The following is a 14,784-nucleotide window of genomic DNA, read 5'->3' on the forward strand; positions in this document are numbered from 1 at the left end:
AACAGCATGTCGATACATCAAGATGCGATTAAAGAAATGCAAGAAGGCAATTATGAAAAAGCGATTGAGCTTTTCATGAAAGCAGTAGAAGAAAATCCGGAAGAGCCTACGGGCTATATCAATATTGGAAACATTTTTGCATCGCTTGGAGACGCCGAGCAGGCGGAACCATTTTTCCAAAAAGCGTTGACGCTTGATGAAAATGCAGGAACCGCTTTTTATGGACTGGCGAATCTGTATTACAATCAAGAGCGCTTTGAAGAAGCAGCAAAATTATATGAAAAAGCCATCAATACAGGATTGGATTCTGCCGATGCCTATTTCATGCTAGGTAAAAGTATAGAACAAACAGGTAATGACCGATTAGCATTGCCTTATTTGCAACGTGCCGTTGAATTAAATCCTGACGATCAGGAAGTGGCATTGTCGTATGGGATTTTACTAGCTAAGCTCGAATTATTTAAAGAAGCTAAGCCCGTATTCGAATCCATTTTGGCAGTGGCTCCTGATCATGCGGATAGCCATTATAATTTGGGCGTTTTATATGCCGTTTCTACAGAAGACAAAACAAGTGCACTATCACACTTAGAGCAAGCCTTCACTGCGGAACCTGACCATACCCAGGCGCGTTATTTATTCGATATGATCAAGCTTGGGGAACAGGGCGAGTAATACAGTAGGTGAAAAGGAGGGAGACCTAGCGATGAGTGAAAACGGACAATATTTAATCGGTAGGCCGGTCGTGACAATTTTTCATAATACGACGAATCTATTTTCCATCGTCAAGTTGAAAGTCACATCCACCAATACCGACTACCGCGACAGTGAAATAGTGATCAAAGGGTCATTCCCTCCTTTAGTTGCGGAAGAAGAGTATAAATTTACGGGTCGACTTGTTACCCATCCGGTACATGGACAGCAGTTCGATGTGCAGACGTTCTCGAAAGAGTTACCTGCAACAGAGGCGGGTTTGATTCATTACCTTTCCGGTGATTTATTTCCTGGAATTGGGAAGAAAACAGCTAGTGATATTGTCAAGACACTTGGCAACAACGTCATTCAGAAAGTTCTTGAAGACCGCAGTGTCCTTGATCAAATCCCGCGTTTAAGTGACGAGCGGAAAGATACGCTCGTTTCCGTGTTGCAGGAGAATCTAGGTCTTGAACGGACGATGGTGCAACTGAATGAATGGGGCTTCGGTCCACAAGTGGCCATGCGGATCTATCAAGCGTATCAAGATGATGCCATCACGATTCTGACAGAAAATCCATACCGTTTAATTCAGGAAATCGAAGGAATCGGTTTTCAACGTGCAGACGATCTAGCGAAGCAACTGGGGCTCGTCGGGGATCATCCTGCGCGTATTAAGGCAGCAGTTTATTACAGTGTACATAGTGAAGTACAGTCAGCAGGACATGTCTACGTAGAGTCTGAGGTGATCTTACCACAAGCGAAGCAGTTGCTTGAATCGAGTCAGGCGCATATAATTTCCTACGAATCGATTACCCAAGCAGTGATTGAACTAGTCGAAGAAGGCGCATTGTCTGCTGAAATGCAACGTCTCTACTTACCATCTCTTTATTTTTCAGAAATTGGTATTGCTGCTAAAGTAAATAAAATTCTTGAAAATGAAGTCGCTGAACAATTTCCTGCTTCAGAAATTAGAAAAGCTATAGGTGAAATTGAAGAACGCTTGGAAGTGCAATATGCTGAAACGCAAGTCGAAGCCATCGAGCGCGCCCTTCATTCTTCACTGCTCGTGTTAACGGGGGGACCAGGGACAGGGAAGACAACGGTAATTAGAGGATTGGTTGAGGCGTATGCAGAACTGCATGGCATCTCACTCGACCTCGACGAGTATGCACGAAAAAAAGAACCGTTCCCGATCATTTTGGCAGCACCTACTGGACGCGCTGCCAAACGCATGTCCGAATCGACGGGACTACCTGCTATGACGATTCATCGTCTACTCGGATTTACGGGTCAAGACGACGAAGAAGAGACAGAACGCGAAGTGGATGGCAATCTCATCATCATTGATGAAACATCCATGGTAGATACTTGGCTCATGCATCAGCTGTTAAAAGCTGTCCGCAACGATGCACAGTTATTATTCGTTGGAGACCAGGATCAACTGCCTTCCGTTGGACCTGGACAAGTGTTGCGTGATTTCATGCAGTCAGGAAAAATTCCAGTTGTTGAACTGACGGATATTTTTCGACAAAGTGAAGGCTCGACCATCATTGAAATGGCGCATATGATCAAGCAAAAGGAATGGACGATGGACGTCACAAAGAAGACATCGGACCGTTCATTTATCAAAGCTTCGAGTGATCAAATTTTGCCTGCAGTCAAACAAATTGTCCAAAATGCAACATCAAAAGGACATTCTATTAAAGACATTCAAGTATTGGCACCGATGTATAAAGGTCCAGCAGGCATAGACGGTTTGAATAAAATGATTCAAGAAGTCACGAATCCGCCTGCAGAAGGAAGAAAAGAAATGGTTTTCGGTGAAACGACCTATCGCGTCGGAGATAAAGTACTGCAACTTGTCAACCAACCGGAAAGTAATGTCTTTAACGGAGATATGGGCGAAGTCGTTGCGATCATGTTAGCGAAAGAAACTACTGACAAGAAAGCGATCATGGTGGTCTCCTATGACGGCAATGAAGTGCAGTACGAGCGAAGTGATTTGAATCAGCTGACACTTGCGTATTGTTGTTCTATCCATAAATCTCAAGGAAGTGAATTTCCGATTGTTGTCATGCCGATCGTGAGAAGTCAGCGGAAAATGTTGCGACGTAATTTACTTTACACAGGGATTACGCGCGCAAAGAACTTCTTAATACTGTGCGGTGAAGCGGAAGAATTTAAAGCGGGTATTGCACGTACTGACGAAACGGAACGGCAGACGACGCTAAAAGAACGTATTTCGGGTGAAACACAAGAAAATCAGACAACACCACGCGAGGAAACCATTGTTCTCGATGCAACACCTACGAAAGTGACAGTTGAACCGCAAGATTCATCGCAAGCAAAGCTAACAATGGACAATTTTACTGGCATCGACCCGCTCATTGGCATGAACAATGTGTCGCCATTTGACTTTCTTGAAGTGACTGATTGACAAAGCGAGAGAACTTTCCTATAATTCGTTTAGAAATAATCAAAAACGTTGAAGGAACAAGTACCTGTTTATTCTGTGTCATAGAAAAGAGCTTCTTGGCTGAAAAAGCTCTCTCAGATCTACAGCGAACGCTATTCCGAAGTTGCAGGCTAATCCCTGCCGTCTTGCCGCGTTAAGGCAACTCGAGATACCGCGTCATGCGGTAATTAGGGTGGTACCGCGATCAATGAAACCTTCGCCCCTTTATACAAGGGGTGGAGTTTTTTTAATTTTAGGAGGAGCAAAACGATGAGAAAACTTACGGCATCCGAAATTCGCCAAATGTTTTTAGACTATTTTAAAGAGCATGGGCATACTGTAGAACCATCAGCTGCATTAGTGCCAGTTGATGATGCATCACTATTATGGATCAACAGTGGAGTCGCTACATTGAAGAAATATTTTGATGGACGAGTGATTCCTGAAAACCCGCGGATTGCGAATGCACAAAAATCAATCCGCACAAACGATATTGAAAATGTCGGCTATACAGCGCGTCATCATACGTTCTTTGAAATGCTTGGCAACTTTTCTATTGGTGATTATTTCAAAGAAGAAGCAATTATTCGTGCGTGGGACTTTCTGACAAATGAACAATGGATCGGCTTTGATCCAGAACGCCTGTCCATTACTATTCATCCGGAAGATGAAGAAGCGTACACCATTTGGAAAGATCAGATTGGTATTCCAGTAGAGCGTATCATTCGACTTGAAGGAAACTTCTGGGATATCGGTGAAGGCCCAAGTGGTCCAAACTCCGAAATCTTCTACGATCGCGGACCAAGTTACGGTGACGACTTCTCCGATCCTGAATTGTATCCAGGTGGAGAAAACGAACGTTATTTGGAAATTTGGAACTTAGTATTCTCTGAGTTCAATCATAATCCTGATAACACATACACACCGCTTCCAAAGAAAAACATTGATACAGGAATGGGTCTTGAGCGCATGGCATCTGTGATCCAGGACGTGCCTACAAACTTCGATACGGACTTGTTTTTACCAATCATTGAAGCTGTAGAAAATGTATCAGGCAGAAAATACGGCCAAACTACGCAAGCAGACACGGCGTTTAAGGTGATTTCAGATCATATCCGCACTGTAGCATTCGCTATTGGGGACGGAGCACTTCCTTCCAATGAAGGCCGTGGCTATGTTCTGCGTCGTCTATTAAGAAGAGCCGTTCGTTTTGCAAAACAATTAGGTATTGATAAGCCATTTATGTACATGCTGGTGCCTATTGTTGGGGATATCATGAAAGACTTCTATCCTGAAGTCCACGATAAACAAGCGTTCATTATGAAAGTCGTGAAAAACGAAGAAGACCGTTTCCACGAAACATTGCATGACGGTATGGCGATCCTATCGACGATCATTGAGAAGGCCAAAGCTTCAGGCTTGCCAATCGTCTCAGGCAGTGATGCGTTCAAGCTTTATGACACATATGGTTTCCCGTTTGAATTAACGGAGGAATTTGCCCTTGAGGAAGATGTAGCAGTTGACCGTATCGGATTTGACGAAGAAATGGCTGCACAACGAAACCGTGCACGTGCTGCGCGTGCTACATCAGACTCCATGCATATTCAATCAGGTGTTCTCGGTGAAGTGCATGAAGCAAGTGAATTCATTGGCTATGGTCAACTAGAAACCACTGCGATCGTCAGTGTTCTGGTTCAAGATGGTCAACGCATTACACATGCATCTGAAGGGGAAACGGTACAAATCATTTTGGATCGGACTCCGTTCTATGCAGAAAGTGGCGGTCAAGTAGCTGATAAAGGAACGATCTCAAATGAATCATTCACAGCGGAAGTTCGCGACGTAAAAAAAGCGCCTAATGGACAGAACTTGCACACAGTCTTCATCAGTTCAGGCGAATTGAATGAAGGTGTATCAGTTCATACAAAAGTGGACGAGTTCTCACGCAATCTGACGGTCAAAAATCACACGGCTACACACTTATTGCACCGCGCATTGAAAGATGTTTTAGGTGAACATGTCAATCAAGCAGGTTCATATGTTGGTCCAGATCGTCTTCGCTTTGACTTCTCTCATTTTGGACAAGTCACGAAAGAAGAACTTGAGCGCATTGAATTCCAGGTCAATGAACAAGTTTGGGCAGGTATTCCCGTCAATACCATCATTTCACCAATTGCAGAAGCAAAAGAAATGGGTGCGATGGCATTGTTCGGTGAAAAATACGGCGATATCGTTCGCGTGGTCAAAGTCGGTGATTACTCTGTCGAGCTGTGTGGAGGATGTCACGTTGTCAACACATCTGACATCAACGTATTCAAAATCGTTTCTGAAAGCGGCATTGGAGCGGGAACACGCCGTATTGAAGCCTTCACGGGTGGACAAGCATTCCGTTCATTTAAAGAAGATCAAGCTGTCATCGATCAAGTAGCATCAACGGCAAAAGCTACCCCGAAAACAGTTGTCACAAAAGTCGAATCGATTCTCGCTGACTTTAAAGAACTTCAACGGGAAAATGAATCATTGCAAGCGAAAATGGGCAACAGTCAATTAGCTAGTATTATGGAAACAGCTCAGCAGATCGAAGACGTCACAGTTATTTCTGCAAATGTAGAAGTGAAAGACAATAACGGTTTACGTCAATTGATCGATGAAATGAAACAAAAAACTTCCAAAGGCGTCATTGTACTGGGTACAGTTACGGACGGGAAAGTGATGCTAGCGGCTGGCGTTACGGATGATCTAAAAGGCGGAAACTACCACGCGGGTAAAATCGTCAACCATGTTGCGTCACTTTGTGGCGGAAAAGGTGGCGGGCGTCCGGATATGGCAATGGCAGGGGCGAAAGATGCGTCAAAACTTGATGATGCGCTTCAATCCGTGTATGATTATGTAAAATCTGTTTAACCATTTTGAAGAGCGATTCATCATAAAATATAGATACATGTTACTAGTTACATTTCATTGGGGTGGCTAAAGTGTCTACCCCGATGATTGAACTGGAATGAATACGAACGGTGGTTAATCCACAAATCTATTTACTATATATATTATGACGGTAGATCGTTATACACATAAATGGAAATCGGAAAGCGGGGTGTCGAGTATGAATTCGTCCGATGAAACGATGAAGTTTAACTTTCCTGAAGAATCGATGGAGGAAGAAGTCAAAACAGTCATGCTCCACGTTTACAAATCATTAGAAGAAAAAGGTTATAATCCAATTAACCAGATGGTTGGCTATTTACTATCTGGAGATCCAGCCTATATTCCGCGCCACGAAGACGCTCGTAGTTTGATAAGGAAACTGGAACGAGACGAAATTCTAGAGGAATTGGTTAAGTTCTATATCCGAGAAAACAGAGGTAAAGCAGAATGAGAACTATGGGATTGGACGTTGGCACAAAAACCGTTGGCATTGCGATAAGCGATAGTCTCGGTTGGACAGCCCAAGGAATCGAAACCATCAAAATTGATGAAGCGGTAGGTTCCCTCGGGATGAAACGAGTCAAACAATTGACAGAAGAATACGAAGTGACGGAGTTTGTCGTCGGGTATCCTAAGAATATGAATAATACAATAGGGCCCCGTGGAGAAGCATCTGAACAGTACGCTGAGAAGTTACGCGAGAAGTTCGGTTTGCCTGTCATTTTGTGGGATGAACGATTAACTACCATGGCTGCTGAACGCGTTTTGATTGAAGCGGATGTCAGCCGTAAAAAGCGTAAATCGGTCATTGATAAAATGGCAGCTGTCATGATTTTACAAGGTTATTTGGATTCACAAAAAAACTAGAGGTGATTAAACAATGGAACACGGACAAGAAACAATGACAATAGTAGATGAGAACGGCGAAGAGCACGTATGTGAAGTGATTTTAACATTTGATTCAAAAGAATATGAAAGATCGTATGTACTTTACCACATTTTGGATGGCGAAGAGACAGATGATGACGAGGAAGTGGAAATTCATGCATCCGCATTTATCCCGACTGAAGAGGGAGAAGATGGCGGAGCACTACTTGAAATCGAATCCGATGAAGAATGGGATATGATCGAAGAAGTATTGAACACATTCCTTGATGAAGAAGAAGAGTAAGCGATAATCTCATGTGACGGGCGGAATGGTGCTGACCGTTCCGTCTTTTTAATGGAATTATCTATTGCGAAAGAAGAGGTGAGGCTTGTGGGAAAAGAGCCCCAAAGAAAAAAAGAAGTCATGTTTGAACGTATGTTAGAACAGAAGGAAGAAGTGAGAACCGTCAGAAAAATAGTGCTTTGGATTGTGGCAGTCGTATTGGTTGTAGGGATAGTTGGAGGATTTTCAGTCTATACATACATAAAAAGTGCCTTGGAGCCTGTTGATCCGGATTCGGAAAAGATCGTAGAAGTAGAAATTCCGATCGGTTCAGGTTTGGATGTAATTTCAGAAAAACTGGAAGAGTCGGGTATCATTAAAAATGCGCGGGTATTCAAATACTATGCAAAAGTAAACAATGAAGCAGATTTCCAGGCTGGCACGTATGGATTAACACAGTCCATGACGCCAGATGAATTGATTAAGAGTCTGAAAACAGGTGTAGTCTATCGCACACCAGTATTTACATTAACGATTCCAGAGGGATTAACGATTGATCAAATTGCAGATAGAACAAGCAAAAAAACAACGATTACCAAAGAGCAGTTTATGGAGTATGTGACGAATGAACAAGTCATTCAAGAATATATGGCCAAGTATCCAGATGTTATAACAAAGGAAGTTCTCAATGAGAATATACGCTATGCACTGGAAGGTTATTTATTCCCAGCTACGTATCCGTTCTACGAGGAAAAGCCTACTGTCAAAGAAGTGGTTGATACGATGGTGGATGCCACTGTGCAAAACGTCATACCGTATAAAGCGTATTGGGCGGAGGAAGGCAAAAATCGTTCTGTTCATAAAATGCTAACATTTGCCTCTTTGCTAGAAAAAGAAGCAACGGGACAAGCAGATCGTGAAACCATTGCGAGTGTCTTCAATAATCGTATTGAACAGGGTATGCCGCTGCAAACAGATCCGACGGTTTTATATGCATTAGGAGAACATAAAGCCCGCGTCATGAATGAAGATTTGAAAGTAGATAATGTCTATAATACGTACAAAAATAAAGGGTTACCGCCAGGGCCTATTTCGAATGCCGGAACTGCTTCTCTCCAAGCAACTGTAGAACCTTCCAAGACAGGCTACTTGTTCTTCTTGGCAGATAAAGATGGCGTGAATCATTTTGCTAAAACATATGAAGCCCATTTGAAAAATAAAGCAAAGTATATCGACAGCCAACATAAATAACACGTCGTAAAGGGGAAGTAGATATGACGGATTACAACACGTACATTAGCCGCTTTGTAGAAGTAAAAGAGCCGCTCATCCTAGAGATGGAGCGCTACGCTGCTGAGCACCGTGTGCCCATCATGGATGATACAGGCTTGTATACGTTAATCGGACTGCTACAAATACAGCAGCCGAAACGTATTCTAGAAATTGGAAGCGCAATCGGCTATTCGGCTATTCGATTGGCGAAAGCTTTTCCTGACGCTGTCATTTATACAGTCGAGCGCGATACAGAGCGATATGAGAAGGCGGTCGAGTATATTGAGCGCAGTGGACTACAGGAGCGTATTATCATTATTCATGATGATGCGCTCGAGTTAGATAAAACCAAGTTACCACAAGAATCATTTGATGCACTGTTCATCGACGCAGCAAAAGGGCAATATCGAAAGTTTTTCGACAAATATAGCCCGCTCGTCGGTCTTGCAGGTGTAATCTATTGTGATAATATGTTCATGCATGGTATGGTGCTGTTGGAAGATGCAGACATACCAAAACGCAACCGCACCATGATACGTAATTTGCAACAATTCACGAGCTGGGCGATGCAGAACGATCACTATGACACGTCTCTAGTTCCAATAGGAGATGGCATTTTAATCGCTGTGAAAAAGTAGTAAACAGTAGGCCACAAAAGGGGAATCACTGTGAAGAAAAAACCTGTCGTGATTGGTATTACCGGTGGCTCTGGCTCCGGTAAGACAAGTGTCACAAAGAAGATACATGAAGTATTCCAAGGTCATTCAGTCGTCGTCATTGAACAAGACGATTATTATAAAGACCAATCACATCTAGTATTTGAAGAAAGATTAACAACGAATTATGATCATCCATTAGCATTCGATACCGACCTTCTGATCCAACATATTCATCAGCTGATTAACAGACAGGCAATCGAAAAGCCCACGTATGATTACACATTGCATACACGTTCTACTGAAAAAGTGACTGTGGATTCACAAGACGTCATCATTCTTGAAGGAATCTTAGTGTTGGAAGATGAACGATTGCGAGATCTCATGGATATCAAGCTGTTTGTTGATACGGATTCTGATATTCGCATTATTCGTCGTATTTTACGTGATATTCACGACCGTGGACGTACGGTAGATTCAGTCGTCGAGCAATACGTAAACGTTGTGCGTCCGATGCATAATCAGTTTATTGAACCGACAAAAAAGTATGCTGATATAATCATTCCGGAAGGCGGCGAAAACGCGGTCGCAATCGATTTGATGGTAACGAAGATAAAAACAATTCTTGCTTCTGTTGACGAAGTATAATATGATGATGACATAATTTTAAATTAATTCAGCATCCGCAAGAGTTTTTATAGAAAAACTAGGATGCATGCAAGGCTAGCAAGAGTTTGTTTCATCTAGATCAGAATACGAAACAGAAAAAAAGTATAGTCAAAACTAAAATAGTTCCGCTATGTCACATAATTGAAGTTAGTGTGACATAGTATTTTTATGAACAGACATTTAAGGAGTGTTATTACATGGTTTCAGAAAAGAAATTTCCAATGACGGCCGCAGGTAAAGCGAAGTTAGAAGAAGAACTAGAGCATTTGAAAACGGTTAAACGTGTGGAAGTAGTAGAACGCATCAAAATTGCCCGTAGCTACGGTGATTTATCGGAAAACTCCGAGTACGACTCAGCGAAAGAAGATCAAGCATTTGTCGAAGGGAAAATTTCTTCTATTGAAGGAATGATTCGTAATGCGGTCATTATTACTGAAGATGAATTGAATACCGATGAAGTCCAATTAGGTAAGACAGTTACATTTAAAGAAATTCCTGATGGTGAAAAAGAGACCTATACGATTGTTGGTTCAGCTGAAGCTAATCCACTAGAAGGTTTGATCTCAAACGACTCGCCAATTGCGAAAGCGTTAATTGGTCGAAAAAAAGATGACAAAGTAAAGATCCAGACTCCCGGCGGTGAAATGTCAGTAGAAATACTTGAGATAAAATGATACACGTACCGTCTTCTGGCTAACAGAAGACGGTATTGCTAATTTTTATTCCCATCGCGGTATACGTTTTTCATTTCATAGTGAAGGAGATGTCTGAAATGGCAGATCAAGATCCAAAATATTCGAGAATGTCAAGAAAACAAGGCAATAAAGCGAGCAAAGTGAATAAAGCATTGAATATTTCAATTGGTGTAGTAGTTTTCCTCATTGCGGTCGTTGCCATAATTTTCATCAACGGTAATGACGATCAACAAGAAATGGCGATTGATGAGCCCAAGCAATCCACACAGTCCGAAACAGCTCCAATTGAACCTATCGTTTTAGACGATGAGGACGAGTTGGACAAGCCTGAAGCAAAAGAGCCGAATGAGGCAGAGGAACCAGAAGCTCAGACCCAAGAAGAAAACGAAGTGATAAATGAAGTGGTTGAAGAACCGGAAGCGCCAGTAGTTGAAGCGCCTAAAGTAGAAGAACCGAAAAAGGTAGAACCTAAAAAGGAAAAACCGAAGAGAGAAACTTCATCGGATTCGGTCAAGAAAGTTGTTGTGAATCCTGACTGGAAACCTATTGGAACAAAACAAACAGGCGAGCATGTCTCGAAATACGATGGTCAGTCCGATGACTGGTTTGAGAAAAAGAAAGCCATAGCCTATGCAACCGGCATGTCTGAAGATCAAATGTATTTTGAGCGTATTCAAAATGGTGGTAGTCCTCAAAAATCAGAAGGTATTGTAAGAAGCAAGGACAATTCCAAAAAATACAAAGTATATCTTGAATGGGTTGATGGGCAAGGTTGGAAACCTGTGAGAATGGAAATATTGAAGTAAGTTTATCGAACTATCAATGTGCTGCCTTCTGTGCAGCACATTCTAGTAAGTAGAAAAGAGGAGAGGACATAAATGAAAATAGCAATCGTTGGTGCGATGGAGGAAGAAGTCGAAATCCTACGCAGAGAAATTGGACTTGGAAAAATCACGACTATTGGAAACTGTGAGTTTATCGAAGGGAAAGTAGGCAAGCATCAAGTGATTGTGACGAAGAGTGGTATCGGAAAAGTAAACGCTGCCATGGCAACCGCAATCCTTTTGCAAAACTTTAAACCTGACATAGTGTTGAATACAGGTTCTGCGGGTGGAACTAATCCTGAACTTGAAGTAGGAACGATTGTAATATCTGATTATGTCCTACATCATGATGTTGATGTAACTGCATTCGGCTATGAGCTTGGCCAAGTACCTCAACTTCCGGCAAGCTTTCCTTCAGATCCTAAACTAATCGAATTTGCTAGAGAAGCTGTTATTGGGTTAGATACATATGAACATGCTGTGGGAACCATCGCTTCAGCTGATACTTTTATGGCCGACGCTGAAAAAGTTCTACAAATTAAAAATAGATTTCCACGCGTAATTGCTGTAGAGATGGAAGCAGCTGCTGTTGCGCAAGTATGTTATCAGTTTAACACGCCATGTGTTGTCATCCGCGCACTTTCTGATATTGCCGGAAAAGAATCAACAGTTAGTTTCGATGAATTTTTACCGCTAGCTGCCAAACACTCGTCACAGATTGTTTTGCGTGTCATCTCGAAACTTTGATCTTTCTATGATAAAATGTCTAAGTAAACAGACTAGCAGTTCATTTGGTTGATAGGAGGGATATTCAATGGGATTCTTAATGGGTGGAGTGTTTATTGTCACAGTATTATTAGCAGCAGTTATTTTACGCGAGGTTAAAGCTGACTGAGAAAAGAAACAAAGCGTTTCCGTTGTGCGGGGGCTGTGGGCCTCTGTTGCACAATCGGAAACGCTTTTTGTATTATTGATACTCATGTTTGAATGATTGATATAATTTGACGATTGCCCGTTTCTCGATACGTGAAACATAGCTCCTGGAAATATTCAGTTGCTCGGCAATTTCTTTTTGTGTCATCGGCTGATCATCCAGCAAGCCATAGCGTCTTTGAATGATTTCCAACTCGCGTGAGTCTAGTTTATCCAAATGACGGTAGAGTCGCTCTTTTTGTTCGTTTTGTTCTACGGTTGTTTGTGGAGGTATGTCGTTTGTTTGAAGGAGGTCCGCAATTTCCAGGGATTGGCCATCTTTATCCATGCCGATTGGTTCGTAGAGGGAAACATCTTTTTGCACCTTTTTCTGTGTTCGTAAATACATAAGAATTTCATTTTCTATACAGCGAGCAGCGTACGTTGCGAGCTTGGTTTTTCGATCTGGTGTAAAGCTGTTGACAGCTTTCATCAGACCGATCGCTCCTATGGAAATATAATCATCAAGAAGTTCATGCTTCGGCTGGAACTTCTTGACGATATGGGCGACCAAACGCATATTGTGTTCAATAAGTTCATTACGTGCACTTTCATCACCTTCAGCTAATCGTCTCAGGCACTCTGCTTCTTCTTTCTTGGACAATGGACGAAGGAAAGCTTGCCCTCTGATATAACCGATTAGCGCGGGGATCTCTAACCATAATTGCATGACGGCCAGGAAAAACCCGCTCATGTGACCACCTCCGATTATTAGTAGTTTACTCTATGCAAACGACGGAAGGTCTATCACTGACAAGAAATGCGATAAAATCAGACATAGTTGTGCGTGCATGCCGCACAACTATGTTATAATCAGACAAGAATTTGTTGTAGGGCGGAGAGGATAATGTGTTAAATCATTTTTTACCGAGTGCTTATGTAAAATCCGTTTTGTTGATTAAACCGGAAGACCTTCTTGAAAAAGGTTTTAAAGGGATCATTACAGATTTAGATAACACACTCGTTGAATGGGATCGTGCGGATGCTACGCAAGATATTATGGCGTGGTTCAAGTCTATGCGCGATGCCGGCTTGCAAATCACAGTTGTTTCCAATAACCATATTGAACGCGTCAGTCACTTTTGTGATCCATTAGGCATTCCGTATATTTGCGAAGCGCGTAAGCCGATGAAAAAATCATTTCATCAGGCACTTGCTACATTGGGCTTGCCCAAAAAAGAAGTCGTCATGATTGGCGATCAATTGTTAACGGATATCTTGGGTGCAAATCGAGCGGGACTGCAGTCGATATTAGTTGTCCCTGTCGCAAGTTCCGATGCGACGATTACGAAGTTCAACCGTGCGATTGAACGACGGATTATGGCAAGGTTTAAAAGAAAAGGATTACTTACGTGGGAGGACTAAATTTGGAATTGATCAAGTGTATTGGATGCGGTATTACGATCCAAACGACGGATAAAACAATGGAAGGCTATGCGCCACCGGCTTCATTGGAAAAAGAAGATGTCATATGCCAACGTTGTTTTAAATTACGAAACTATAACGAATTACAGCCAGTATCCTTATCAGGAGACGACTTTTTAGCGATTTTAAACGGAATCGGTGAAAAACAAGGCTTGATCGTGAAAGTGGTGGATATTTTTGATTTCAACGGTAGTTGGATCAATGGATTACATCGCTTTGTAGGTAAGAAGGATATTTTATTAATTGGCAACAAGGCAGATATCCTACCGAAAGCGATTAATCCGCAACGAGTGAAAAATTGGATGAAGACAGAAGCTGCAAAGTTAGGTCTCAGACCAATTGACGTATTGCTTGTGTCCGCTGTAAAAGGCAACGGCATGAGTGAAGCACTTGACGCGATTGAGAACTATCGTAAGGGTAAGGACGTTTATGTAGTTGGCTGTACGAATGTAGGCAAATCTACTTTTATTAACCGGATCATCAAAGATGCGACAGGCATGGACGATGTAATTACGACGTCTTATTTCCCAGGAACCACTCTGGATGTAGTGGAAATTCCCTTGGATGACGGAAAAATGCTGATGGATACACCGGGTATTATCAATGATCATCAAATGGCCCATCACTTGGATCCTCATGATTTGAAGTTGATTACGCCGAAGAAAGAACTCAAACCGAAAGTCTATCAGCTGAATGCTGAACAAACATTATTCATTGGCGGACTTGCACGTTTTGACTTCATTCAAGGTGGTCGCTCTTCTTTCAACATTTATGCAGCAAACAGTTTGCCAATTCACCGGACGAAGTTGGAAAATGCTGATGAATTGTACAAAAACCATCTCGGTGACATGCTATCTCCACCAGGACCTGCATCACTTGAGAAGTTGCCGTCACTTGTACGTCATGAATTTTCGATTAAGGAAGCGAAGACGGACCTAGTGATTTCAGGCCTTGGCTGGATTACGATTCAGCACGCTGATGTAAAAGTGGCTGTACACGCACCAAAAGGTGTGAATGTTGAAATCAGACCTTCATTGATTTAAGAGGG

Annotated in this window: 15 protein-coding genes and 1 other annotated feature; of the genes, 14 read left to right on the forward strand and 1 reads right to left on the reverse strand. The window is 42.2% G+C overall.

Annotation, left to right across the window (positions count from 1 at the left end; all coding sequences use genetic code 11):
• The first annotated feature begins 6 nt into the window (after positions 1-6).
• The 12 genes from CSV67_RS10950 (at position 7) to mtnN (ending at position 12,086) form a co-directional block, all read left to right on the forward strand.
• A complete protein-coding gene (locus tag CSV67_RS10950) occupies positions 7-672 on the forward strand; it encodes a tetratricopeptide repeat protein (RefSeq protein WP_099631622.1) in 666 nt (221 codons plus the stop codon).
• A gap of 31 nt (positions 673-703) precedes the next feature.
• A complete protein-coding gene (gene recD2, locus CSV67_RS10955) occupies positions 704-3,130 on the forward strand; it encodes an SF1B family DNA helicase RecD2 (RefSeq protein ID WP_099631623.1) in 2,427 nt (808 codons plus the stop codon).
• A gap of 39 nt (positions 3,131-3,169) precedes the next feature.
• Positions 3,170-3,376 (forward strand) — a binding site (T-box leader).
• A 42-nt stretch (positions 3,377-3,418) separates the two neighbouring features.
• Positions 3,419-6,052, forward strand: a complete 2,634-nt coding sequence (gene alaS, locus CSV67_RS10960; protein ID WP_099631624.1) for an alanine--tRNA ligase — start codon at positions 3,419-3,421, stop codon at positions 6,050-6,052.
• A gap of 199 nt (positions 6,053-6,251) precedes the next feature.
• Entirely contained in the window at positions 6,252-6,524 is a 273-nt protein-coding gene (locus tag CSV67_RS10965; RefSeq protein WP_099631625.1) for an IreB family regulatory phosphoprotein, read from the forward strand.
• Positions 6,521-6,940 carry a Holliday junction resolvase RuvX gene (gene ruvX / locus CSV67_RS10970; protein ID WP_099631626.1) on the forward strand — a complete coding sequence of 140 codons (420 nt, stop codon included), beginning with the start codon at positions 6,521-6,523 and terminating at the stop codon, positions 6,938-6,940. The genes CSV67_RS10965 and ruvX overlap by 4 nt, the downstream gene beginning before the upstream one ends.
• A 13-nt stretch (positions 6,941-6,953) precedes the next feature.
• Positions 6,954-7,244, forward strand: coding sequence for a DUF1292 domain-containing protein (locus tag CSV67_RS10975; RefSeq protein WP_099631627.1), 291 nt, complete (start codon positions 6,954-6,956; stop codon positions 7,242-7,244).
• A gap of 51 nt (positions 7,245-7,295) precedes the next feature.
• Positions 7,296-8,474, forward strand: coding sequence for an endolytic transglycosylase MltG (gene mltG, locus CSV67_RS10980; RefSeq protein ID WP_099631628.1), 1,179 nt, complete (start codon positions 7,296-7,298; stop codon positions 8,472-8,474).
• Between the two features lie 23 nt (positions 8,475-8,497).
• Entirely contained in the window at positions 8,498-9,133 is a 636-nt protein-coding gene (locus CSV67_RS10985; RefSeq protein ID WP_099631629.1) for an O-methyltransferase, read from the forward strand.
• A 30-nt stretch (positions 9,134-9,163) separates the two neighbouring features.
• Positions 9,164-9,799: a uridine kinase gene (udk, locus tag CSV67_RS10990; RefSeq protein ID WP_099631630.1), complete on the forward strand. Its 636-nt coding sequence runs from the start codon at positions 9,164-9,166 to the stop codon at positions 9,797-9,799.
• A 218-nt stretch (positions 9,800-10,017) separates the two neighbouring features.
• On the forward strand, positions 10,018-10,494 hold the full coding sequence (gene greA, locus CSV67_RS10995; RefSeq protein WP_099631631.1) for a transcription elongation factor GreA: 477 nt from the start codon (positions 10,018-10,020) through the stop codon (positions 10,492-10,494).
• A gap of 98 nt (positions 10,495-10,592) precedes the next feature.
• Entirely contained in the window at positions 10,593-11,321 is a 729-nt protein-coding gene (locus tag CSV67_RS11000) for a DUF1510 family protein (RefSeq protein ID WP_158232926.1), read from the forward strand.
• Between the two features lie 72 nt (positions 11,322-11,393).
• Positions 11,394-12,086, forward strand: a complete 693-nt coding sequence (mtnN, locus tag CSV67_RS11005; protein ID WP_099631633.1) for a 5'-methylthioadenosine/S-adenosylhomocysteine nucleosidase — start codon at positions 11,394-11,396, stop codon at positions 12,084-12,086.
• Between the two features lie 220 nt (positions 12,087-12,306).
• Here the strand turns inward: mtnN and sigK are convergent, their stop codons facing one another.
• The gene (sigK, locus tag CSV67_RS11010) at positions 12,307-13,005 is read right to left on the reverse strand and encodes an RNA polymerase sporulation sigma factor SigK (protein ID WP_085133471.1); all 699 of its coding nucleotides are present in this window, start codon (positions 13,003-13,005) and stop codon (positions 12,307-12,309) included.
• Between the two features lie 155 nt (positions 13,006-13,160).
• On the opposite strand from sigK, the gene CSV67_RS11015 reads away from it, so the two are divergent.
• Complete coding sequence (locus tag CSV67_RS11015; protein ID WP_099631634.1) at positions 13,161-13,676, forward strand: YqeG family HAD IIIA-type phosphatase; 516 nt, start codon at positions 13,161-13,163, stop codon at positions 13,674-13,676.
• 2 nt (positions 13,677-13,678) lie between these two features.
• Complete coding sequence (gene yqeH / locus CSV67_RS11020; RefSeq protein ID WP_199171301.1) at positions 13,679-14,779, forward strand: ribosome biogenesis GTPase YqeH; 1,101 nt, start codon at positions 13,679-13,681, stop codon at positions 14,777-14,779.
• Positions 14,780-14,784 lie beyond the last annotated feature (5 nt).

This window comes from Sporosarcina sp. P2 (assembly GCF_002743255.1).
Taxonomy (GTDB): domain Bacteria; phylum Bacillota; class Bacilli; order Bacillales_A; family Planococcaceae; genus Sporosarcina.